This is a genomic window from Oceanobacillus sp. CFH 90083 (assembly GCF_009389585.1).
Classification (GTDB): domain Bacteria; phylum Bacillota; class Bacilli; order Bacillales; family Amphibacillaceae; genus Oceanobacillus.
Map to the genome: position 1 here is coordinate 230,173 of NZ_VIYG01000003.1, position 23,378 is coordinate 253,550.

The following is a 23,378-nucleotide window of genomic DNA, read 5'->3' on the forward strand; positions in this document are numbered from 1 at the left end:
ATTATTCTCTGTGCAGGTTATTTTTTCTTTTTTGGTTTTTCATCTAAAATTGATTTTAATTCCTCAATATCCTCCTCGGATAAAGAATCTTCCTCCATAAACTGGACCAGCATCGATTTTACCGTACCGCCATAAATTCGTTTAATGAAAGATTCTGCTTCTGCACGCTGGCATTGATCCTGGGAATAAAGCGGATAAAATGTATAGATCCGCTGCTCTTTATTTACACCAGCAACGCCTTTTTGCACTAATCGGTCTAAAAGTGTGCGCACGGTTTTGGCTTTCCAATCTTTTTGTCCCTGCAGAGAGGTAATCACGTCATTTGCTGTTTGTGGTGATTTTTTCCACAACACGTTCATGACTTCCCATTCTGCTTCAGAAATGCTGGGTACTTTTTCTGTCATATATAATCACCCCGGTTTTTACTCCTCATAAATTTGTTTATCTTTTAGAATAGCTAAGGTTATTTCTGTTGCAATACTTCCAGAGGCATTATCCTCATCCTGTATATTGGTTGCAAAGAAATAGGTGTTTGTTTCTGTTTCAACAAACCCGATAAACCAGCCGTTGATATCCTTGCCATTCACATTACCTGTTCCCGTTTTTCCGTAGAGGGCAGTACCGTCCTGTCGGTTTATTTGTAATGCATTTTTAACAGCTTCAATATGGTCTTCCTGAAAGTCAAAGCTATTGTGATAGAAAGCCTGTAACAGTTCAACCTGTTCTACTGGTGAAATTTTTAAACTGGATTCGAGCCAGAATTGTTCAAGACCTCCAGAAGCATCCCGGTTTCCATAATGGATCTGATTTAGATAGGATTGAATGCTGTCCAGTCCCATTTCCTGATCGATCTGCTGGAAATACCAATTAACAGAACGATTTAAGGCTGTTCCCAGATTTTGATCTTCATTCCACTGGTCATAGGGCTGTTCGGTACCATCCCATTCAATGGTGTTTTGTACCGGTGTTATAACATTCTCCTCTAACCCGAATAAGGCACTATAAATTTTATAGGTAGAATCAGGAGAAACCCGTAATGTGCTCTGATCTTCATTGTAGATATGGTAAGCATCCCTCTGCATATCGTATAGAACAAAACTTCCATCATAATTTTGAAAATAGGCACTGAGATCCTCCTCGTATGTCTGATCAGGACGAAAAGACGTATAACGATTATTATCATTAGCCATCGCAGAAGCAAGCGGAATCTGCGTAGCTACAAACAAGCCGGCCAGCAGGAAGATACCAATGCTTTTAGCATGCAGTAATTTAGAGTCTGCTTGAAAGGAAGCAATTTCTATAATCCGTTTCTTGATTTGCTTTTTGGAGCCATTTAATTGATTCGCCAGCTTATTATACGGAGGGCTGGGCGATTTATCGATAAAATGAATGATGGTATTTCCGTATTTCTTATAGCTTTGGCCATCCAAAGCTGTTAATACAGCGTGATCACATGCAATCTCACGGTCCAGGCGCATTTCTTTGAATGCCATCCAAACCAGAGGATTGAACCAATAAATGATTTGGAAGAAAACCATTAAATAGTTGGTAGGGATATCCTTGTATTTGTAATGGTTTAATTCATGCAGAAGGATATGCTTGATATCATCCCTGGATAACCATTCTTCAAAATTGGCCGGCAGTACAACAAAGGTTTTACGCAGGCCGAATGTCAGAGGCGAACGTATTTTATCGGAAACACCCAATACTATATTTTTTGAGATATTTAGTTGAAGTTTAGACATTTGGAACAGATTAAGGATGTCTTTACTTTCCACGTGAGAAATGGACTTTTTAATGCTCCTTAAATTCAGCCATGCACGTATAGAAAGTCCCATGAACACGAGTGCCCCGGTGATCCATAATCCAGCGGTGATGCCATTTAACAGCTCTGTATTTGTCTGCGTAACTGTTACAGAAAAATCCTGCATCCAATTAGCATTTGTCCCCTCAGCTCCAGCTGCCTCATTATCGATGGAAGCAGAACTGCCCCCCATAGATGAGCTGCCTGTAAATGTATGGAATAGATTACCGGCTGGAAGAAAATGAGCAGGCACAAATGGGATGACTAAAGCAAAAAGCAATAAATACCATAGATTATATTGCCATTTGGCGGATAGCTGCTTTTGGAATACCTTTTTAATAAGAAAAATAAACCCGATGGTAATGGAAGAGATGATGAAGCCTGTAATAAGTGTTGTTACAAACATGCTTTTCGTCTCCATTCTTCAGTTGCGGCAATGGTATATAAACGATTTACCGAAATTAATTTAAAATTACACTTGTAATATATTAAATCTTACCACTGTAATGCACAATTATCAATCTGTCAGTTAAGAAATTGTAAAGGTTAAAAATAGGAATTGACAAACTTGGACTACGTGTGTAGTATTGTATTACGGTTGTAGTCAAAATAAATTTAGGAGGTTTTTAAATGATACATTTTCGAGATATTTATAATAAAAAAGGCTTCATCTTATTGTTGTCGATTATCATGATAGGATTAGCAGGCTGTTCTAATAAAGGAGAGAGCAGTGAAGAAAGTTCGGAAGCTCCAGAACAGGCTTCTCAAAGCGAAGAAGCTTTTAAAGCACTTGAAGAGGAATTTGATGCAAGGCTTGGTGTATATGCTATTGACACTGGGTCTGAGCAGACAGTTACCTATCGCTCAGATGAAAGATTTGCCTATGCTTCTACTTTTAAGGCTTTAGCAGCGGGAGCTATTTTACAAACAAAATCAATGGAGGAATTAGAGGAAGTCATTACGTATTCTGAAGAAGAGTTAGTAGCACATTCTCCTGTAACAGAGAAGCATGTCGATAGTGGAATGACATGGAAAGAAATTTGTGAGGCTGCTGTCCGCTACAGTGATAATACAGCAGCGAATCTTATGCTGGAAGAGCTCGGAGGACCAGATGGGATGGAAGAAATATTAAGAGAAAATGGGGATGAAACAATAGAAATGGATCGAATGGAAACAGAATTAAATGAAGCTGTTCCAGGAGATACCCGGGATACGAGCACCCCGCAGGCACTTGCTGAAAGTCTGCAAACTTATGTACTGAGTGACTTGCTGCCTGAAGATAAGCGGGAGGTGCTGATGGATTGGATAACAGGGAATAAAACTGGAGATACATTGATTCGCGCCGGCGTTCCGGAAGACTGGGAAGTAGGAGATAAGAGTGGAGCAGGCGGCTACGGTACGAGAAATGATATTGCTGTTGTCTGGCCGTCTGATAACGAAGCTCCAATTGTTATAGCTATCCTTTCCAGTCGGGATACAGCAGATGCAGATTATCATGATGTATTGATTGAAAGAGCCGCTGAACAAGTTATTGAACAACTGCAGAATAAAGAATAACAGGAAGGTGGAAGGATGAAAAGTTATCGAACGATTATCATGATTGTGCTGATGCTTTTGATAACAATGGGATGCTCTAAGAAAGAGGAACCTTCGGAAGTATTAAACGATTATCTTACCAACTGGGAAAATAGAGATTTTCACGCCATGTATGAGCAGCTTTCCGAAGAAGTGAAAAATAAAATAACAGAAGAAGCGTTTATTGAACGCTATGAAGCTATATATAATGGAATGGGAACTGAAAATTTACAGGTGACATCGAGTGTAGATTCAAAGGAGCAGTTAGAGCCGGATGGAGATCTTATTACTATTCCATATAGTGTAGAGATGGATACGATTGCCGGTTCGATTGAATACAGTCATCGTCTGACATTAGAACAGGATGATGAGGGAGCCTGGCTGATTAAATGGAATTCATCACAGATTTTTCCGCAGCTAAGCACAGGAGATAAAGTAAGAGTAAAAACATTAGAAGCTGAAAGAGGAGAGCTGAAGGATAAGAATGGAACCGGGCTTGCCGTTAATGAAGAAGCGAATGTTATTGGCGTCATACCAGGTATGCTGAAGGAAGACGCAAGCCATACCAAAGAAAAGCTGGCAGAACTATTGGGTATTTCTGTGGAAGAAATAGACAAAGCCCTGGATGCATCCTGGGTAACTCCGGAAGTATTCGTGCCGATAAAAACCTTGCCAATGGGAGAAGACAATATAGAAGCTTATGTAGAGCTTCCAGGCGTAAGCTCCCGGGTGGAAACAGTCCGAACCTATCCGCTGGGAGCTTCGGCCGCCCACTTAACAGGCTATGTTCGGGAAATATCTGCTGAACAGCTGGAGGAACTGGAAGGTTATGATGCCAGTGATGTAATTGGAAACGCAGGTCTGGAGAAGGTCTTTGAAAAGGAACTACGAGGAGAAAATGGGACCCATATTTATATAAGTACTGCAGATGGCGATGTAAAAGAAACGCTGGCAAAAAAAGAACCTGTCGATGGAGAAGATATACAATTAACCATCGATGCCGCCTTGCAGCAAAAAATATATGAGCAGTTCGAAGGAGATGCAGGAACCTCTGTTGCTTTAGATCCGCATACTGGAGATGTTTTATCCCTGGTCAGCTCACCTGCTTATAACCCTAATGCTTTTGTGCGAGGATTATCAGGAGAGCAATGGGAAAAATGGAGTGAAGATCCGGATGAGCCATTTTTAAATCGTTTTACCAGCCGCTATGCTCCAGGCTCCGTATTTAAAACGATAACAGCTTCGATAGGGTTGGAGACAGGTGTTACAAATCCGGAAAAGGTCAGACAGATTGATGGGCTGCATTGGACAAAGGATGATTCATGGGGAGACTATTATGTTACCCGTGTACATGATAAAGCAGACGTCAATCTGCGCGATGCCTTTGTTCATTCGGATAATATCTATTTTGCGCAGGAAGCACTGGAAATGGGGGCAGAATCCTTTTTAACAGAGGCAGTCGGCTTTGGGTTTGGTGAAGAGATTCCGTTTCCATTTACAATTCCAGCCTCTAATTTGACGAACAATGGAGAGATTGACAGTGAGGCACAGCTTGCTGATACAGCTTATGGACAAGGGCAGGTAATGATGAGTCCACTGCATCTTGCATTAACCTATACACCCTATCTCAACGAAGGAAATATGCTGTATCCATCTCTGATAGAAGAGAATGAACCTGAGGTGTGGAAGGAAAATCTTATTAGCAAGGAAACTGCGAATCTGGTAAAAGAGAATCTGATTCAGGTCGTCGAGAGCCCTGAGGGTACGGCGCATACTACTTATATACCTGATGCAGTCATCGGCGGAAAATCTGGAACAGCGGAAATTAAAGCAAGTAAAGAAGATGATAATGGAAATGAAAACGGCTGGTTTGTCGGTTTTGAGGAAGATGATTCTGAAATATTATTGGTGATGATGGTGGAAGATGTGAAGGACCGGGGTGGCAGCAGTTATGTGATTGCCAAGGCGAGAAATGTGTTTGAGTATGTGCAGTAGGGCAGCGAGTTGTTTTCTGTGAAATAGGTTGATGTACACAGTCTGAACGTGTACATCAACCTATTTAAAATTCATTCATCACTTGGGAATGTTACATCTTCTGTTATGTTCACATCCCATGACAGGATTGTTGTACTGTCTCTGACGTTGTTCTCCTTTATGGAGTTTAATAAGGTCATCAAGCCTTCATTTATGGGCAGTCTTTTTATTACATTATAAATTTTCTCTGGTGAAGAGAAAGGGTCATTAGGGCATTCAATCAGACCATCTGTTGTTAAAAAAATGCGGTTGATTCCTTTTCTAAGCTCTCTTATACCGCTGCTGTAACAGGGAACGGGCTGTTCAAATGTATTTACCTGTCCAATCCATTCATAAAACTGGCGCTGATTCATTTGATATTGACCAAGAAGAGCGAGCTCTGAATGAAATATACAGGCGAGGCAATCTCCGATGGAGAACCACCACACGTATTTATTTTTTCTTACAACAATCAAACAGGAAGATTCACCTTGCACTTTACGGCAATCGGAAAGAAACTGTTTTTCCTGAAAAATATTTAGTATAGTGTTCTCCAGTTGAGTATATGTTTGTTTATAAGGTAAAGCTAACAGGTCTTGTATTTCTTGCTTTCTTTTTGAAAGTTGTTTTAAAATTAAAGTGGCACTGTCTGCTGAGTTATGCGCATCTAAAATAACTGCAAACTCATAATCCCATTTTTTATTTGTCCAGACCAAACAACCATCTTCATTTTTATACTGTCCGGCTGCAGAGTTACCGCCAAAACGTCCTAAAAATATGTTGTCTGTAGTATGTATATTTATTTTGTCTACAAAATTTTCTTTGCTGCCGATCCAGATGAATTCATCAATGGTTTTATTCATAACAGTTGCCTCCTGGCAGTGTGTTATTGGTTAATTTATATAGATGTTTTATACTCTTAACCTATATAGTCCTATGCTGTTTGTCAACAATTCATAGATGTTTAATAAAAAAGTAAAAAGACTTGCGGGCAAACAAGTCTTTTAAGAAGTAATTATTTTGTGGCTGTTTCTATTCAGGTTAAGCAGGTGTTTTAGTATTTAAAGAGGATGTTCAAAAAGCCCAATAAAAGTGACACGGCGAATTTCTGCGTTGGCTTGCATTTCCGGTACTCACGTATCTAAAAGCATAGCGGAACTTCTGTTAAGTTCGTCCACGTCGTGTGGACAACACAGAAGTCACCACATCCTGTGGAAGCCTGTTCCTCAAAGCTGCGCCGCCTTGAACTTCTTGGTCCTTTTTATCGTACTTTTTGAACACACATTTAAATAATTTTACTCTATTCCCCACCCTCAAAAATATCCTTAACTTTGTCCTCATCCGAACTACCTTCATTATCATTTTCCTCTGTATCTTCTGATTCAGCTCCATCTTCATTGCCATTTTCTTCTTGATCGGGTTCCTGATTTTCCGGTTCTTCATTTTCATCACTCTGACACGCTCCGAGAATAAGCATCAATGAAACTCCTAAGGCTGCAAGGAAAGATTTTTTCAACCTCATGATGTATCACTCCCTCTAATGTATGCTCATACCCGATTTTAACAAAGAAAATCAGAAGAGTTCATTTTGTTAATAAATTGTAAAGTGATTCAGGCACAAGGTGTAATTTTCCATTTTGAAAAGCAGCCAAAGGCTTCCACATCGCTTTATGTGTTTTCCCGTCATCCTCTTGTATAACTAATACAGACTGATTATATAAGGACTTATCAATAAATTCCCCATCATAGACTTGAACAATTTCGTGACCTGTTTCTCCATCGAAAGTAAAAATGTTTTCAACTGTACCGAGAAATTGAAGGTTAGCAATATCTGCACTTAATTCTTCTTTTATTTCCCTCACCAGGGTATCTGAACTTTTTTCTCCAAATTCTATTCCTCCACCAATTGGTCTGTAAAAGAATTCTTCCTTCACAGGATCATAGCCTTCTGCAACAAGAATGGCATCATCCTTTCTAAATAGACAAATAGCGATTGGCCGTATGATGACTTTTCGCATTGAAAGTTGCCTCCTTTGTTTTTATAGATAGTTTTCAGGTTGATACAAGCGTTATTTCTTCGTGGATACAGACAATGAAACATGCTTACCTTATAGTAGGAATCATATATTGATACATTTGAGTAACTCAAGGCCGCTTATCCCAAGGCTCTAATGTCCCGATAACTTTTACTTCCCGGTCATAAGCAACAGCGTCAATAACCCCCTCGCTGATTTCTTGATTTGTCAGCCACCTGGAATATCCTTTTTCTAAAATAAATCCAAGCTGAATTTGCCTGTACTGACAGCCAGGATATTGTTTTATGGCCGCTTCCTTGATTTGGGATAAATCAGAACTGCTTCCCAGTACATGATAGAGTTTCCAAGAGACGCTTTCTTGTGCAATTTCATGAGCAATACTATCCAAGGCATTGTTTGAATTGGAATGAATCCATGCAACAACCAGATCAACTGGACCATTCTTCCGGATACAGGGTCTGATTTTATCTTTCAGCGCAATACTATCTTTGTAGTCAACCAATAGCGGCGTAATCGGGGCAGTGGAGTCAGCTTTGGCAGTTAACCTTTCCATTTTACCTTGATTGCGTGCAATAATGGAGACTTTGCCTGACCTGTCAGCAAGCCATAAGGAAGCTGCGGATAACATGCCAGTTCCGCCGATAACTAAGGTATGAGCAGGAAAGCTCTTCAATTTATTATTGATTATTTCCAGCCAAGGATGCTTTCCGTTAAATTGCTGACTTAACGCTTGATAAAGCCACTTTACTTCAGCCTCTTTTAAAACAGGAAGCATCCGCTCTAAATCATCATTGTCTTTCTCTCTGACAACAGAGCTTCCACCTTTATATAATAGTTGTATTTCCGGCTTTATATAGGGAATGCCATCATCTGTTACTGCCCCAATCTCGCTGACAGGCCGTTTAATCTGATTATTTCTTTTATAAACCCATTCATTATTCTCCGTATCTATAAGCATAATTTCAAATAGCCAGCTTGTTTCATGCTTCTTTCTTACCCAAAGACTGCCTGCTTGTATATTTAAATTCTCTGAATCTGTCAGCTTTGTCAAACAGCCTTTGTCGGCGAGGAATAATTCATAGCTTTCACCCAGGTGCTTTTTCAATACCGGTAAATCTGTTTTTCTGATAAGAATATCCATGTCGTCATGCTTTCTTGTCTGCTTCCCGTAATACAAATCCAGTGCCCAGCCGCCGGCAATCCACCATGAGATAGCGATATCCTTCATTAAGTGGTTTATTTCTTCGATAGATAAAGGGTTCCAAGGGTTATTCTGCAAAAAAATTCCTCCTTCTCTCGTATTTTTTCAAGCTTATTCCATTGTAAGGTTTTCATAGTTTATTGTAAAAGCGTTTGCATCATTTGGTGATATAGCATGAAAATTTTCTTGCTGTTTCATACTATTAGACATAATTCATACCATACTAATAATTTTTGATATCAGAATGAGGTGAAAAAAAAGGAAATCCTGATAGCTATAATGAATTTATTATGTATAAATATATGGAGAGAAGAGGCTTGTGGCAGTATCGATCCATTTCCTTTTTAAACCCTGCTCGTTATTTTGATTAGTGCATACGAAAACTGCAATCATCGAACATTGCAGTATCATAAAAGAATCATTTTCATCCCATTTAATCCAAAGCATTTAAAAATATTTCATTTTAACCGTATCGTTTTGATTGTTTTATGTGTCTATATAGTGTAAGTGAAAATTATTTGAACTGGAGGGAAACCGTATGAAGAAACAACTCGATCTGCAGGAAATGGAAAAAGCAGCATGGCCATTAAAGAAGGAATTTCTGCACATCATCGAAGAATATCGTTCAGATTTATGGAGATATTGCAGGTATCTTACCGGCTCCCCATGGGATGCTGAAGACCTGGTTCAAGAAACCTTAATGAAGGCCTTTGCATCATTGGGGCAAATTTGGCAGCCGTTAATTCCAAAGAATTACTTATTTCGCATTGCTACTAATACGTGGCTTAATCAACAACGGAAAAATAAATTTATTACGGACGAATTTATGGAGGAGATAGCTGAGGGAGAAACGTTGCCGGCAGCATTTGAAGTAACAGAAGCGATTGAAACACTTGTTCAGCATTTACCGTTAAGGCAAGTCGTTATCGTTTTACTGGTTGATGTTTTTCATTTTACGGCAAGAGAAACAGCTGAGATGATTATAACTTCTGAAGGAGCTGTAAAATCTGCATTGCACCGGGCTAGGGCTAAATTGAAAAAAATATCGACAGGAGAGGAAAATAAAATGGAATCCCGTTTATATTCCAAGGATTACTTAAAAGATAGTAATTCAAAAACCATTCATGCTTTTGTAGATGCATTTAATAGGAGAGACCCAGATGCAATGGCAGCTCTATTGGACGAACATGCTTATCATGATATTATTCATGTTGGTCAGGAATATGGCAGAGAAACGATTCGGAAGTATTCCATTACCGATGACTTTAAAGATCCGACAATTCATCAGCAGCATGCTGAATTTCGAATGCTGTGGGACCGTCCGGTTATGGCAGTCTTTATAAAACAGGATGCGGAGTTACAGTTGCATGACATTATATATTTGGAAACAGAGCAAGATAAAATTATATATTTTAGACATTATTACTTCTGTACAGATTTCTTGACCGCAGCTGCTAACGAGTTTAAGATGACCATTCAATCAGAGAGAGCATATAAGATGGATTAATATGCGAAAGAAATAAAAGATCTTCAGTTGGTGTGATGCTTGAATGACTGTTTGTGTACACCTTGGTAAGAAAATGGGAGCAGTTTATGTTTTTAAATTTTTTGTTTATGTGAATCATATATACTGTGCTTGCAACTGCTGCAATGGACAGGATAATGCTCTGAACGAAGAAAACCCGCTTCAACTGAGAATAATTATGTTATTATTCCAATAAGGGAGGCGTGGAAGATGTGGAAACAAGAAATCGTAAAAACAGCACGCGGAGATTTCGAAATTTTTCGTAAGGGAGAAGGAGACCCCTTATGCTCAACACATTTATATAGTGCATTCAATGAGCTTGGCGACTATTTTTCCAGTGAGTTTACCGATTATTTCTCAGTGGTGCTCGTCAATTTAAGAGAAGCAGGAAATTCCTGTAAAGCAAAGGAAGCGCACCAATTAAGCATGGCAGAATCGGTATATGATTTAGAAGCAATCCGGGAAGCTTTAGGTTACGGGAAATGGGCTTTTGCCGGGCATTCAACAGGAGGAATGCTGGGATTGAAATATGCGATTTTAGCGCAGGATTCCTTAACAAAAGTGATTGTTGGTGGAGCAGCTGCGTCCAAGCAGTACATGAAGCATCCCGGAAGTATTTACTGCAGGGAGTCGCCTTATAATAATCGTTTATTAGAGATTCTTGATATATTAAAAACCTCAACGGATAAAGCTGAGCGGCGTCAAGCAAATAAAGAATGGTTAGATATGTCCTTATACTATCCGGAGAAAAGAGAAGCATATTTCCAAAAGCCGAGTAGCGGGAAAACAATAGGAAGCCGGCTGGATTATTATTCATACACTGAATTACCGGAGTATGATATTACAGAAGCATTAACCGATGTAAAAATCCCTGTATTTGTATACTGTGGTGAGCATGATGCGCAGTGTCCATACGTGTTTTCAGAGGAAATAGCAAAGCAGTTAGCTAATTCCAGATTATACGCCTATTCTTATAGTAATCATTTTCCGTATATTGAGGAAAAGAAACAATTTAGTGAGATGGTCCGTGCTTTTGTAAAAGTAGAGGACGGAGAAGTATTAGCCGGAGACAAGACACATTCCCAAAAATAACTATTTCGCTTTAACGAGATGTTCTTGTTTATAGCTGTTTTATCAATAACATACTAATAGCATGCAAGAACATCTTCTCATTAATCTCTCATCCCCATTAATTCCTTCAGCTCTTCTTCATTCTGTATCAAATCTTTCAGCGTATACTCCTCCAGCACTTTAAAAAATTGAAATAATGCTTTGTTCAGAGCGTGCTTCAGGGAGCATCCCGGTGAAATTACGCAATGATTAGTGTCTTTATCAAAGCATTCGAGTAAATTAAAATCACTTTCCAGTGAGCGGATTAATAATCCAATATTTATATCAGAAGCAGGCTTGGCAAGGCGGAATCCACCATTTCTTCCCCTGACAGATATCAGTAATTCTCTTTTTGTTAAATCATGAATAACCTTTCTCAGGTGCTCTGGTGAGATGGAATATACAATGGAAGCTATGTTAGACAAATCAGTAATTATTTTGTTGAAAGGTTTTTTATGTACTTGTATTATAGAATGTATAAAAATAAATTTTGGTTGTAATGTTAATTATTGAAATAAAAATTTAATCCTGTTACCATGCATAGAAACAAGCGGGATACAATAATCTGGCATCAATAAATAGGGTTTGAGTTTATTCTTTTTTGAAAATGTATACATGGCAGAACAAGTTAGTACCGTAGCGTTTGACTTTGCTATTTTGGCAAATGAAACAATCCATCAGCATAAACAAACGTACCTAGCGCGACAGGTGCCAAGGAACCGGTTATCCTGGGCAGACAACTCCCCCTCCTTATGGAGATAATAAGAATTACCTATTATAATAAGAAGATCTATATAAAAAACTATTTTAGGGCAGGTTTCATAACATGAGAAATAATGATGGATTAATCAGAATCAAAGAAGCATTGAGTACCATAAAGCCAGCGGAAAGAAATGCTGCACATTATATATTGGAGCATCCAGAAGAAGCTGTGCGGCTGTCGATTAAAGAGCTCTCTGAAAGAAGCGGATCCAGTCAGGCTGCCATTATTCGTCTCTGCAAGAACATTGGTGTATCGGGATTTCAGGATTTAAAGCTGAGAGTTGCCGGGAACTTGCAAACAAGTGAGCTGAGTAACTATACCAATGCAGAAATCTCTTCAGGAGAAAAGGTCAGCTCTATCATGGATATTGTTTCTCGTAAAAACATACAATCCATTGAACAGACGCTGAAGATCATTGATTTATCGAGTATGGAGCAAGCCATTGAAGCATTGGATAAGGCAAATCGAATTGATTTTTATGGAGCAGCTGCATCACAGGTAATTGCACAGGATGCACAGCAGAAATTCCTGAGAATTAACAAGTATTGTACAGCATATGAGGATGCACATTTACAATTGACATCGTCTGTTACATTAACGGAAAAGGACGTTGCAGTTGGAATTTCTTATTCAGGAGAGACGAGGCACGTCAATAAGGCTATTGAAAATGCGAAAAAAAATAATGCGCTGGTTGTAGCTATTACAAAGTATGGGAAGAGTGCATTGGCGGAGCTGGCTGATATCTGTTTGCATGTATCTTCTGTTGAATCGGAGCTGGTTAGAAGTGCGGCGACAGCCTCCAGAATGGCTCAGCTCAATATTATTGATATCCTGTTTACTGGTGTTGCCTCCAGAAATTATGATACAACCTTGCATTATCTTAATAAGACACGGGAAGTGCTGCAAAATGAATTTCGAAATCCACATAAAGGGAGATAAGAAATGTATATTTTAGGAATGGATGGCGGGGGAACGAAAACAAAAGCGTTACTATTTCATAAAACAAAGGGGATCGTATGGGAAACAGAAGCAGCTGCTGCAAATCCTCATAGCACGAGTTATACACATTCCGTAAAAGTCGTCAGTCAGATAATAGACGAAGCATATGATGATATGCATTTACCTGCGGATACGGATTTATCCTTAGGGTTGGGGATAGCGGGCTTAGGCAGGAAGGCAGATCAGAAAATATGGCTGGAATGCTTTCGGAAAATTTCATCGCACGGGGATTCAGTTAATGAAATTATTGTTGAAAACGACGGAATAATTGCTCTTTATTCGGAAACATTCGGTGCTGATGGTATCGTATCCATCTGTGGAACTGGAGCTATCAGCCTCGGTATCCATCGATCGAAGACAGGTCGTGTTGGTGGATGGGGACATGTAATCGGCGGTGACCCGGGCAGTGGCTATGATTTAGGTTTGCAAGCCTTGATAGCTGTATTTAATGAATTAGATGGGCTGGGGCCAAAAACAGCGATGACAAACCTTATTTTGAGTGGAGAAGGGATTCATCGCATCGAAGAATTGATTCCTGTTGTTTATCAAAACTTTGAAAAGCTGCGTGTGGCTGCATTCGCAGCCTATGTTTTTCAGGCAGCTGATTTAAAAGATGCTATTGCAATAAATATTATTCAAGAAACAGCAGAAAAAATAGCGCATCGTGGCAATGTGTTATTTGAGCGGCTGTTTCAAACAACGGAAAAGCCTGTTTCTTTTGTATTGGCAGGGGGCGTTTTTCAGAATGACCTTATCGTGACACGAGTGATGAATGAATTGGCGGAAAATTCTAACTTGAATGTAATGCTATCGAAGAATCCTCCTGTAATCGGAAGTATTGTTCTCGTTTTAAAAAAACAGGGACACTTACCGGATGAAATCAAAAAAATGCTAGTAAATACAGGGAGAAGAGGTGAATAAATGAATGCTTATGAGCTGTATTTAGAGGGGCTGGTTACAAAAGATGAAATTCCTGCAGCTGTTTATCTCATCCAGCATCATCAACAACAGCAAACGTTAAGAAGTACAGGTTCGTTTTTAAATAATGAGGGAGAAAGAATTCCAGTTTCTACAGATACTTATTTTGACTTAGCTTCTTTAACCAAAATCATGTGTACCCTGCCAAGTATTTTATTTTTGCATGAACGAAAACAGCTGCATATAGGCGATGAAGTGACCAAATATATTCCCGGGTTCCCTCATAAGGGGATAAGCATTCGCCATTTCTTACAGCATACATCAGGTGTTTCAGCAGATTTATCCATGAAAAATCGATATCAGCAAAGAGACGTATGGAAGGAAATTTTAAACTGTAAAGCGGTTCATCCTCCTGACACCGAAGTATTATACAGCGATATCGGAATGATTGTTTTAGGAAAAGTAGTGGAAGCAATAACGAATCAAGGGCTGGATTCCTTCGCAAAAAGAGAGCTGTATCAGCCGTGGGGGATGGATGACACCGGTTTTCTCCCTGAACAAATAGAAAAGAATAAGATTGCAGCAACAGAGAAGGTTTGCGGAAAATACGTTCATGGTGAAGTGCATGATGAAAAAGCTTTTCATATGGGCGGAGTCAGCGGTTCTGCCGGCTTATTTTCTACAGCTGCAGATGTGGCAGCCTATGGCGATTATTGGCTGTATCCGGAAAAGCAATCCGTTTTGAGGTATGAAACAATGGCTTTAATAAAAGAAAATGTGATTCAAAATCGAGGCTTAGGATTTGAAGTATTATGCGATAAGGCAATTGGGACAAGCAGTGGCTCCACCTGGTCGATCGGCTCCTTTGGCCATACCGGATTCACAGGAACAAGCTTGTGGATTGATCCGAAAGAAGAAATAGTTGCCGTTCTGCTTACTAATATGGTTCATTATGGGCGGCAGCATCAGCTTCCTGAAATTAGAAGGAAGTTTCACACAATGGTTTATGAAGTGTTGACCAGTTAACAAACAATAAACTGCTCCAGGTACGAATGAAACGGTCATCATAAAAAAATCAGTTTTTTGATGATAAACAAAATGCTGATAATTGTTAACACGCCTATCATAAAAACGGAATACACCAAAAAGAACTATCAAAGTGATCAATCGGCTGCTAAAGATAATGTCAGCAGCTGATTGATTTCAGCACTTTAAAACCACTTTTTTAATTTGAAATAAATAATCAGTCCAATGCTGATAACCAGCATTACAATAAGCACCGCCATGTAACCATCATCCCATTGCAACTCCGGCATATGCCTAAAGTTCATGCCATAAATGCCGGTAATTAAAGACAGAGGCAAAAAAATAACCGATACTAACGTTAATACCTTCATAATATGATTTAAGCGGTATGAACTTAACGAGTCATAATTATCCCGGATATCACCGGTCATTTCCTGTGCAGATTTAATGATATTTATTTGTTTGATAATATGATCTTCAATATGATGAAGATAGAGTCTCTGTTTCTTTGTTTCTGTGAATGCCGTTTCTTCTTTTATGTGCTGAATCAGTTCCTGCATCGGCATAATGACACGTTTTATCTTAATCAGAACCGACCGGATTTGAAAGACGTCCTCCATTAGCTTGTTATCAGCTGTATCATTGACATGCCGGTCTTCAAAAGAAAATACATCATCCTCGATGTGATATACATATTCAAAATAGCTGTCCACAATAAAATCTAAAATGATCAAAGCGACATCTGCCGGTGTAACAGGCTGGGACGGATAACGCTTGTGAATAGCCTCTCTGATATTACCCAGTTTGTCTAAGTCATCCTGATGATAGGTTACGAGGATATTGTCTTTCATAAAGATGTTTATCGCCCTTGCACGATAGTCTTTTGCATTTACAAGATGACAAACTAAAAATAGATATCCTGGGTATTCTTTCAGCTTGGGCCGTGACACGGTTTTTATTGTATCCTCAATAGCCAGCGGATCGAAATGAAATCGGGAAGCGAGCAATTCGCTTTCCTCCGTACTGCTTTGTACAAAATCATACCATATAAAAAGGGCATCACCCGGAATTGCTGCATCACTTTCTACCTGCTTCCATTCTTTTGAAGCAGTTTGATAATGTATGGAGATTGGCATAATGAAACTCCTTATTTTAAGGATATAGAAAAGGCTGATATAGCCTGTAGAAACTTATATTATTAAGTATATAATAAAAGATAATTATATTGGAAGAGGATAAATGATTAATGTTAAAGTCGTATGCAAGGAAGTTTTCTAAGATTTTGCAATCGATGAAGGTAAGTAGGGAATGAGATTAGAATGGTTTGTTGATGGCAGATAGCGGCCAATTCTCAAACATCCAGGAAACTGCTATAATAATGACAGCGTTTTCGAATGGGTGGAACGGAAAGGGGCATGACGATGTTTGAGTTATTAATTACGTTGGTAGAGCGGGTTGGAATTATTGTAACTATCGCATTTGTTTTGACAAGGTTCCGCTTCTTCCGGAAAATGTTCTATCAGGATCAGCTGAATCGTCAGCAAAATCTTACTGCTATTATGTTTTTCGCCTTTTTTGGGATTGTCGGAACGTATACCGGACTGAATGTAAACACAGACAGTCTGCAATTTAACCGCTGGGCAACGGACTTAATGACGGAAGAAGCCATTGCTAATTCAAGAGTGATCGGTATTGTTATCGCTGGTCTGCTCGGTGGTCCTAAGGTAGGGATTGGAGCTGCAGTGATTGCGGGGGCGCATCGTTTTACACTAGGAGGATTTACAGCAATTGCTTGTGGTGTCGCGACCATGATTGCCGGGGTGATCGCCAGCTTATTTTACAAGAAAAATAAGCGGATTAAGCTGCGGACAGCTTTTTTTGTCGGAGCCATTGCGGAGGCTGTCCAAATGCTTGTCATCCTGGCTTTAGCCCGTCCGGTAGAGCAGGCGTGGGCTCTGGTCAATTTAATTGGTATACCGATGATTTTAGCCAATGGAATCGGAGCTGTACTGGTGCTGTTAATTATGAAGAGTGTGTTGAGGGAAGAAGAGAAGGCTGGTGCTGAGCAGGCTCAAAAAACATTGAAAATCGCTGACCAGACACTGGCTCATCTGCGGAATGGGCTTCATATAGGAGGAGCAGAGGCAGTTTGCCGGATTATTCATAAAGAGCTGAACACAAGCGCTGTCTCGATAACTAATAAGACGGCCATTCTTGCCCATATCGGACTTGGACATGATCATCATCATCGGGAAAATCCAATTCAGACAAAAATTACATCGGAGACAATAGAAAGTGGCAAAATCCAAATGGCGACATCAGAATCTATCCATTGTACGAATGAGGATTGTCCATTGGAGGCTGTTATGATTGCTCCTCTGAAAGAACGGGGAGAAATCATTGGTACGTTAAAGTTTTATTTTCAATCCGAAAATGATTTAACCAATGTCAATATGGAGCTGATTACCGGATTGAGCTCTATGATTAGTCATCAGCTGGAAATCGGTCAGGCGGAGAGGGTATATCATTTGGCAAAAGAAGCAGAAATTAAAGCACTTCAAGCACAGATTCATCCACATTTTTTATTTAATACGTTAAATACTATTGTATCGCTTGTTCGTCTTCATCCGGTAAAAGCGAGAAAAATGCTGATTTCCCTGTCGCATTTTATTAGGCAGAATTTATCCGCCACAACGCAAAAAATAACGACTTTAGAACAGGAATTGAAACAGGTTCAAGCCTATCTATCGTTATATGAGGAACGATTTAAAGATAGGCTGACGGTCAGATATGAGATTGATGAGGAAGTCTTATCAGAGATGATCCCTCCTTTGACGTTGCAGCCGATTGTGGAGAATGCGATGATGCATGGATTTAAAGACAAGGATAGTGACTGTGTTTTAGAGGTAATCATTAAAAAACAGCAAAATGGTGTTTATATCGGAGTAAAGGATAATGGAAAGGGAATCGAGAAGAAAATAGTCGATCAAATTCGCCGAACACCGATTGATTCGGGATCAGGAAGTGGATTAGCGCTGTACAATGTCAATCGCCGGTTAAATATTCTCTTCGGTGAAGAGGCTCTGCTTCAGGTTGAAACAAATAAAGGTAAAGGAACAAATATCTATTTTGTCTTATCGGATAAGGAGGAAGAAGAACAATGGATCAGTTGATGCACGTGCTTATTGTTGATGATGAGCCATACAATCGGGAAGAATTGAAGCATTTATTATGTTCTTTTTCAAAGGTGCAATCCATTAAAGAAGCGGAATCCGGAGAAGAAGCAATAATGAAAACGATACAGCATCATCCAGATGTTATTTTCTTGGATGTAGAAATGCCTAAGGTTAGCGGAATGGAAGTGGCAAAAGCTATTCAGGAATTAAAAAAGCCGCCACTTGTTGTCTTTGCAACAGCATATCCGCAATTTGCTGTGGAAGCCTTTCGATATGATGCGGTAGATTATTTATTAAAGCCGTATGATGAAGAGCAGCTTGAAGAAACGATGCAGCGGCTGGAAAAAAAGCTGGGTATCGCAGAACAGGAAAATCAGGGGAAAACACTTGGAAAGCTGGCTGTAGAGGTGGAGGGAGATATTCATTATTTAGAGCTTCAGGATATTTTATATATGTCACGAATAGAGAAGCGTACAAAATTGGTTACAAAGCAAGGTGAATTTGATACGAAAATGCCACTGAAGGAGCTGGAAAACCGTTTATTGACGTATGGATTTTTCCGGATTCATAAGAGTTTCCTGGTTAACCTGGAGCATATTCAGCGATTAACACCCTGGTTTAATGGAGCATATCACCTGCAGCTGGAGGGAAGTAAAGATACATTATCTGTCAGCAGAAATTATGTAAAAGCATTACGTACAAAATTAGAAATTTAACATCTTCCTTTAAAATGCATCTTAATTACTTAAAAGAGCATCATAACTCGTAAAAATAACCTTTTGTTCCGGATTCCCCCTCTTTCGGTCTTGTATATTTTATACTTTATGAAAACGCGTTCATAAAAGAGTTTGTAAAAGGGGGAGAAAATTTGTATACATTTCTGGCGGGGGTTATTTTATTAATTATTGGATATTTTACGTATGGGAAATTTATTGAGAAAATGTTTGGGGTAAAGGAAGATCGTCCTACCCCAGCTTATGTGAATGGAGATGGTGTAGACTATATTCCAATGAGCACACCAAAAAACTCATTGATTCAGCTTTTGAATATTGCAGGTACTGGGCCGGTATTTGGTCCGATTATGGGGGCATTATATGGTCCGGCAGCATTTATCTGGATCGTTGTAGGTTGTATTTTTGCAGGGGCAGTGCATGATTATTTAACAGGGATGATTTCCATTCGCAACCGGGGAGCGCATTTGCCGGAGCTTGCGAGTAAGTTTTTAGGGAAGGTTATGAAGCATGTTGTAAACGGATTTGCAGTATTACTCTTATTATTAGTTGGAACTGTATTTGTTTCTACTCCGGCAAGCCTGCTTCATTTATTGTCAGATGGACGCGTAGCTTTATGGATTTTTATTGCATTTATTTTTGCTTATTATATTTTAGCTACACTACTTCCTGTCGATAAAATTATCGGCAGACTGTACCCGTATTTTGGCGCTTTACTTTTAATCAGCGCGCTTGGTGTGGGAATCGGTTTAGTTGTGACAGGAGCTCCGATTCCAGAGCTTTCCTTCCAAAACTTTCATCCGGAGGGAGCAGCTATTTTACCTTTATTATTCTTTACTATTTCCTGCGGTGCTTTATCCGGCTTTCATGCCACGCAAACACCAATTATCTCACGTACGACAAGAAGAGAAAAAGAAGGGCGCAAAATTTTCTATGGCATGATGATTGCAGAAGGGATTATTGCGATGATCTGGGCCGCAGCTGCCATGAGTATGTTTAACGGCTATAATGGATTAAATGAAATTTTAGCAGCAGGCGGACCTGGAGCTATTGTCAGCGAGGCATCGACAACATTGCTGGGAGCAATCGGCGGAACCCTTGCTGTGCTAGGTGTTATTGTACTTCCTATTACATCAGGAGATACTGCTTTCCGAAGTGCACGTATGATTATTGCAGATTATTTAAAGATTGCTCAAAAAAAGTTCTCCAGCCGTTTGTGGATCGCACTTCCGCTATTTACGGTATCTGTTGTTTTAACGCAAATTGATTTTAACTTATTATGGCGTTATTTTAACTGGGCAAACCAGTCAACAGCGGTTATCGCTTTGTTTGTTGCTTCCATGTATTTGTATATTGCCCGAAAGAATTACTTTGTAGCACTGGTTCCGGGAACGTTTATGCTAATCATGGTAATTACGTATATCCTGTCACAGCCAATCGGATTTAATTTGCCGATGAATATTTCCTGGGGCGGCGGATTTATTGGTGCAGCTATTCTGGTAGTACTTTTCTTTAAGGCAGCTCAAAAAGCGAGGGCAAATAATATTCCGCTTGAAGTGGATGTTTCGGATTGGAAGCAAGCATCTTAACAACCAGATGGCGGATCAAAAAACCTGCTGTTGTCAGTATTGGAACAGCAGGTTTTTTGCGTGATTCAGTATGTCTATTCCTTTCTTAGAATAGGAATAATAAGTAATTAATATTTTTTGGGTTATCGCAGCTGTTCTTTTTTTATAAGATGATGTTTGATTAGTAATTAATACTATGAAAAATATCTCTTAAAATTAAAAAGAATACTTATATTTTTTATTAAAATTATGTTATATTTAGAGTAGGGAAAATTTCTTGAGAAGGAGAGAGGATTTTGGATTTAGGGCAAAAGCTTAAATTCTTACGAAATAACCAGAATGCTAATCAGCATGAGATTGTTGAGGGTATTTGTTCTGTATCCTACTACAGCAAGATTGAAAATGGAAATGTCGTTCCTAATGAAGAGATTCTACATTTGCTGGCGGAAAGATTTGGCGTAACAGTTGAAGAATTAACCCAAACGAATGAAGTTGTGAATGATCAGGTTATTCGAGAAGCGGAGAATATTTATAATCTAATTAAAGAAGATCAAACGGCAGCGAAAGAAGCCTATCAAGCATTTTTGAAGGAATTTGAAAATTCAACAGATCCAGGTATGAAGCTGATAATCAGTTTAATTGAATTACGATTTGCGTTAGGTTTTTCAACATTGGAAGAAGCAGAAGAAAAGTTCCAAGAGGCGGAATCTTTGCAAGATTTTAATAGCTTAAAAATTATGCCTTTATATAATAGAGTATGTGGTTTATACTATTATGCAACTGGTAATTATGATGCAGCATTAGAGTTATATCTGGGACTGGCAAACTCTTTGAATTACCCATATAAAGCAGATATTCATTATGAACTGTCCCTGGTCTATAGCCGGAAAGATAACATGTATAAGTCCATTCAACATTTAGAAAAAGCATTGAATGCGTATTTACAAGAAATGAACTTTAAACAATGTACAGTTTGTTATTTTTTGTTGGGGATTAATTACTTTAAGATGAAAAATTATGATGAGGCAATTGACTATTATTATCGTATAGAGAAAGTTATCAAAGATGATAAAGACCTACTTCGGAAAGTTTATAATAATATAGGACTTGCTTTTGAAAAAAAGCAAGAGCTTGAGAAAGCGATTCATTATTATCAACAAAGCCTCTTTATCGAAGGGAAACATAATGTGAAAACAATGTATGCATTAGCTGAATTATATTTGAGAATGGAAAATAAAGAAAAAACAGCATATTATATTGCAAAAGGAGAAATAGAGGCTAAAAAGTTTAATCTCAAGGAATACATAATTAAATTTCATGTACTTCTATTAAGGTTAAGAGAAGAGGACGTTCAAGAGTATTTAGAAAAAGTAGCTATTCCATTTTTTAAAGAAAAAAATGATACGGATGCCCTGATTAAATATCATGTAATATTATCCGATTATTATTCTAAAAATAAGCAATACAAACAAGCTTATTTTAAGATAAAAAATGCTCTGGATATGAAAGGAGGGGTTTGATGAAGAGGTTATTAATTGCTGTATTGGTAGTGTTCTCCTTTTTCAGCGTAGCGATGACTGTAAGTGCAGATGAGATTCAATATCCTGATTCAACGCATAGTCTTGATCCTAAAGACTCTTAAGAGGCATGCAGTCTTCTATACGAATGATGAAAAAAGCTATCTTGTGCCAGCTGGTTGGTATATGATAGCTTTTTTGCACGTTAGGAAAAGGATAACATGTGTACTGAAAAGACAGATAAGGATATAGATTTAGCATAGAATAGTCGGAAATAAAGATGTTTTTCCTTAAGCTTCATAACTACATTTAAAATATTTTAGATTGAAACTTTATATTTTGTATTGTATTATAAATATAAGCGCTTTCATTAGATCGATCTAAAATGATAGTATAATTAATCTGTAAGGTGTGTAGAATTTTTTCAATATAAATATATGTAAAATTAAACTAGCCTATAGAGGGGATTTTATTCTAAAATTAGATCGATCCAATTTTAATGATTATCGGTGAAAGATGTTTTTAAATTATTGGGGATTGTATCAGATCATCTAATTAATTGAGGGGGTATGGAAGTGGAACAACAATTTTCATTGGCTTACTTAACGGTGATAAATACTCCACCACCAGAAATGACTTATATGGCTGCAAGGGCAGGCTATGACTTTGTCAGTCTTCGGCCAATAAATATGGGATTGGCAGGAGAATCTAATTTTTCACTAGCAACAAACAAAACATTGCTGCGTGATACAAAAAAAGCTTTACAGGATACAGGACTGGGACTGCTGGATATTGAACTTGCACGTATTGCGGATGGTGTGAACCCAATGCAATATGAAGCGGAATTTGAAGCAGCTGCTGAGCTGGGTGCGCGCCATGTGCTAAGCAGTATTTGGTCAGATGATCGTTCTTATTACATCGAGCAGTTTGCCAAGCTGTGTGATTTGGCAGATCAATATGGATTAACTGTTGAGTTGGAATTTGTTCCTATTGCAAGCGTCACCAATTTGGCTGGGGTACTGGATATATTGCATACAGTTAACAAAGATAACGCTGGTCTAATGATTGATATTCATCATTTTCATCGTTCACATGATACCGTGGCAGATCTTCGTAAGGTTCCTGAGGAGCTGTTCCGCTTTGTACATCTCTGTGACGCACCGGGAGAAATACCTGCTGAGCACAAGGAGCTGGTCCGGATTATTCGTGAAGGCCGTTCTTATGTAGGGGAAGGCGGGATAGATGTTGCAAGTATTGTCAACAGTATTCCACAAGTACCATATTCGATTGAGCTGCCGAATAAACAGCAATCAGACTTATTGGGATATGAGGAGTTTGCACGCCGCTGTTTAGTAAAGGCGAAAGAATATTTTAAGAAATATCCACGCCAGCATAAACAATTAGAATACTAAAGGA

General features: G+C 38.8%; 20 protein-coding genes and 1 pseudogene. 13 read left to right on the forward strand and 8 right to left on the reverse strand.

Features of this window, described 5'->3' with window-relative positions; genetic code table 11:
• Window positions 1-17 precede the first annotated feature (17 nt).
• Window positions 18-404: a penicillinase repressor BlaI gene (gene blaI / locus FLK20_RS06065; RefSeq protein WP_152655649.1), complete on the reverse strand. Its 387-nt coding sequence runs from the start codon at window positions 402-404 to the stop codon at window positions 18-20.
• An 18-nt stretch (window positions 405-422) separates the two neighbouring features.
• Complete coding sequence (locus FLK20_RS06070) at window positions 423-2,210, reverse strand: BlaR1 family beta-lactam sensor/signal transducer (RefSeq protein ID WP_152655650.1); 1,788 nt, start codon at window positions 2,208-2,210, stop codon at window positions 423-425.
• 224 nt (window positions 2,211-2,434) lie between these two features.
• On the opposite strand from FLK20_RS06070, the gene bla reads away from it, so the two are divergent.
• A complete protein-coding gene (gene bla, locus FLK20_RS06075) occupies window positions 2,435-3,361 on the forward strand; it encodes a class A beta-lactamase (RefSeq protein WP_152655651.1) in 927 nt (308 codons plus the stop codon).
• A 15-nt stretch (window positions 3,362-3,376) separates the two neighbouring features.
• Window positions 3,377-5,374, forward strand: a complete 1,998-nt coding sequence (locus tag FLK20_RS06080) for a penicillin-binding transpeptidase domain-containing protein (RefSeq protein ID WP_152655652.1) — start codon at window positions 3,377-3,379, stop codon at window positions 5,372-5,374.
• Between the two features lie 71 nt (window positions 5,375-5,445).
• Here the strand turns inward: FLK20_RS06080 and FLK20_RS06085 are convergent, their stop codons facing one another.
• The 4 genes from FLK20_RS06085 to FLK20_RS06100 all read right to left on the reverse strand — a co-directional run bounded on the left by FLK20_RS06085 (window position 5,446) and on the right by FLK20_RS06100 (window position 8,707).
• Entirely contained in the window at window positions 5,446-6,255 is an 810-nt protein-coding gene (locus FLK20_RS06085) for a PP2C family serine/threonine-protein phosphatase (protein ID WP_152655653.1), read from the reverse strand.
• Window positions 6,256-6,692: 437 nt separating this feature from the next.
• A complete protein-coding gene (locus FLK20_RS06090; protein ID WP_152655654.1) occupies window positions 6,693-6,914 on the reverse strand; it encodes a hypothetical protein in 222 nt (73 codons plus the stop codon).
• 61 nt (window positions 6,915-6,975) lie between these two features.
• The gene (locus FLK20_RS06095) at window positions 6,976-7,410 is read right to left on the reverse strand and encodes an NUDIX hydrolase (RefSeq protein WP_152655655.1); all 435 of its coding nucleotides are present in this window, start codon (window positions 7,408-7,410) and stop codon (window positions 6,976-6,978) included.
• 127 nt (window positions 7,411-7,537) lie between these two features.
• A complete protein-coding gene (locus tag FLK20_RS06100) occupies window positions 7,538-8,707 on the reverse strand; it encodes a short-chain dehydrogenase (protein ID WP_152655656.1) in 1,170 nt (389 codons plus the stop codon).
• A 460-nt stretch (window positions 8,708-9,167) separates the two neighbouring features.
• On the opposite strand from FLK20_RS06100, the gene FLK20_RS06105 reads away from it, so the two are divergent.
• Window positions 9,168-10,136, forward strand: a complete 969-nt coding sequence (locus FLK20_RS06105; RefSeq protein ID WP_152655657.1) for a sigma-70 family RNA polymerase sigma factor — start codon at window positions 9,168-9,170, stop codon at window positions 10,134-10,136.
• A gap of 228 nt (window positions 10,137-10,364) precedes the next feature.
• Complete coding sequence (locus FLK20_RS06110) at window positions 10,365-11,246, forward strand: alpha/beta fold hydrolase (RefSeq protein WP_152655658.1); 882 nt, start codon at window positions 10,365-10,367, stop codon at window positions 11,244-11,246.
• Window positions 11,247-11,326: 80 nt separating this feature from the next.
• Here FLK20_RS06110 and FLK20_RS06115 read toward each other — a convergent pair.
• A pseudogene (locus FLK20_RS06115) lies at window positions 11,327-11,692 on the reverse strand (RrF2 family transcriptional regulator); the annotation flags it as partial.
• A 398-nt stretch (window positions 11,693-12,090) separates the two neighbouring features.
• Here FLK20_RS06115 and FLK20_RS06120 point away from each other — a divergent pair.
• From FLK20_RS06120 to FLK20_RS06130, 3 genes are read left to right on the forward strand one after another with little or no spacing between them, the layout of a single operon-like run.
• Complete coding sequence (locus FLK20_RS06120) at window positions 12,091-12,966, forward strand: MurR/RpiR family transcriptional regulator (RefSeq protein ID WP_152655660.1); 876 nt, start codon at window positions 12,091-12,093, stop codon at window positions 12,964-12,966.
• 3 nt (window positions 12,967-12,969) lie between these two features.
• Window positions 12,970-13,947 carry an N-acetylglucosamine kinase gene (locus tag FLK20_RS06125; RefSeq protein WP_152655661.1) on the forward strand — a complete coding sequence of 326 codons (978 nt, stop codon included), beginning with the start codon at window positions 12,970-12,972 and terminating at the stop codon, window positions 13,945-13,947.
• On the forward strand, window positions 13,948-14,970 hold the full coding sequence (locus FLK20_RS06130) for a serine hydrolase domain-containing protein (RefSeq protein ID WP_152655662.1): 1,023 nt from the start codon (window positions 13,948-13,950) through the stop codon (window positions 14,968-14,970).
• A gap of 185 nt (window positions 14,971-15,155) precedes the next feature.
• Here the strand turns inward: FLK20_RS06130 and corA are convergent, their stop codons facing one another.
• Complete coding sequence (gene corA / locus FLK20_RS06135; RefSeq protein ID WP_152655663.1) at window positions 15,156-16,106, reverse strand: magnesium/cobalt transporter CorA; 951 nt, start codon at window positions 16,104-16,106, stop codon at window positions 15,156-15,158.
• Between the two features lie 285 nt (window positions 16,107-16,391).
• On the opposite strand from corA, the gene FLK20_RS06140 reads away from it, so the two are divergent.
• The 6 genes from FLK20_RS06140 to FLK20_RS06160 all read left to right on the forward strand — a co-directional run bounded on the left by FLK20_RS06140 (window position 16,392) and on the right by FLK20_RS06160 (window position 23,374).
• Window positions 16,392-18,143, forward strand: coding sequence for a sensor histidine kinase (locus FLK20_RS06140; RefSeq protein WP_152655664.1), 1,752 nt, complete (start codon window positions 16,392-16,394; stop codon window positions 18,141-18,143).
• Entirely contained in the window at window positions 18,131-18,862 is a 732-nt protein-coding gene (locus FLK20_RS06145) for a LytR/AlgR family response regulator transcription factor (RefSeq protein WP_152655665.1), read from the forward strand. The genes FLK20_RS06140 and FLK20_RS06145 overlap by 13 nt, the downstream gene beginning before the upstream one ends.
• A gap of 152 nt (window positions 18,863-19,014) precedes the next feature.
• Window positions 19,015-20,466, forward strand: coding sequence for a carbon starvation CstA family protein (locus FLK20_RS06150; protein WP_152655666.1), 1,452 nt, complete (start codon window positions 19,015-19,017; stop codon window positions 20,464-20,466).
• 275 nt (window positions 20,467-20,741) lie between these two features.
• Entirely contained in the window at window positions 20,742-21,965 is a 1,224-nt protein-coding gene (locus FLK20_RS06155; RefSeq protein ID WP_152655667.1) for a helix-turn-helix domain-containing protein, read from the forward strand.
• Window positions 21,965-22,087, forward strand: coding sequence for a hypothetical protein (locus FLK20_RS22100; RefSeq protein WP_255473811.1), 123 nt, complete (start codon window positions 21,965-21,967; stop codon window positions 22,085-22,087). The genes FLK20_RS06155 and FLK20_RS22100 overlap by 1 nt, the downstream gene beginning before the upstream one ends.
• Window positions 22,088-22,537: 450 nt before the next feature.
• The gene (locus FLK20_RS06160; protein ID WP_152655668.1) at window positions 22,538-23,374 is read left to right on the forward strand and encodes a sugar phosphate isomerase/epimerase family protein; all 837 of its coding nucleotides are present in this window, start codon (window positions 22,538-22,540) and stop codon (window positions 23,372-23,374) included.
• Window positions 23,375-23,378: the final 4 nt, after the last annotated feature.

Excerpts from the sequence above, each read along its gene's own strand:
- blaI (WP_152655649.1), bottom strand. The coding sequence starts at position 404 with ATGACAGAAAAAGTACCCAGCATTTCTGAAGCAGAATGGGAAGTCATG.
- FLK20_RS06070 (WP_152655650.1), bottom strand. The coding sequence starts at position 2,210 with ATGTTTGTAACAACACTTATTACAGGCTTCATCATCTCTTCCATTACC.
- bla (WP_152655651.1), top strand. The coding sequence starts at position 2,435 with ATGATACATTTTCGAGATATTTATAATAAAAAAGGCTTCATCTTATTG.
- FLK20_RS06080 (WP_152655652.1), top strand. The coding sequence starts at position 3,377 with ATGAAAAGTTATCGAACGATTATCATGATTGTGCTGATGCTTTTGATA.
- FLK20_RS06085 (WP_152655653.1), bottom strand. The coding sequence starts at position 6,255 with ATGAATAAAACCATTGATGAATTCATCTGGATCGGCAGCAAAGAAAAT.
- FLK20_RS06090 (WP_152655654.1), bottom strand. The coding sequence starts at position 6,914 with ATGAGGTTGAAAAAATCTTTCCTTGCAGCCTTAGGAGTTTCATTGATG.
- FLK20_RS06095 (WP_152655655.1), bottom strand. The coding sequence starts at position 7,410 with ATGCGAAAAGTCATCATACGGCCAATCGCTATTTGTCTATTTAGAAAG.
- FLK20_RS06105 (WP_152655657.1), top strand. The coding sequence starts at position 9,168 with ATGAAGAAACAACTCGATCTGCAGGAAATGGAAAAAGCAGCATGGCCA.
- FLK20_RS06110 (WP_152655658.1), top strand. The coding sequence starts at position 10,365 with ATGTGGAAACAAGAAATCGTAAAAACAGCACGCGGAGATTTCGAAATT.
- FLK20_RS06120 (WP_152655660.1), top strand. The coding sequence starts at position 12,091 with ATGAGAAATAATGATGGATTAATCAGAATCAAAGAAGCATTGAGTACC.
- FLK20_RS06125 (WP_152655661.1), top strand. The coding sequence starts at position 12,970 with ATGTATATTTTAGGAATGGATGGCGGGGGAACGAAAACAAAAGCGTTA.
- FLK20_RS06130 (WP_152655662.1), top strand. The coding sequence starts at position 13,948 with ATGAATGCTTATGAGCTGTATTTAGAGGGGCTGGTTACAAAAGATGAA.
- corA (WP_152655663.1), bottom strand. The coding sequence starts at position 16,106 with ATGCCAATCTCCATACATTATCAAACTGCTTCAAAAGAATGGAAGCAG.
- FLK20_RS06140 (WP_152655664.1), top strand. The coding sequence starts at position 16,392 with ATGTTTGAGTTATTAATTACGTTGGTAGAGCGGGTTGGAATTATTGTA.
- FLK20_RS06145 (WP_152655665.1), top strand. The coding sequence starts at position 18,131 with ATGGATCAGTTGATGCACGTGCTTATTGTTGATGATGAGCCATACAAT.
- FLK20_RS22100 (WP_255473811.1), top strand. The coding sequence starts at position 21,965 with ATGAAGAGGTTATTAATTGCTGTATTGGTAGTGTTCTCCTTTTTCAGC.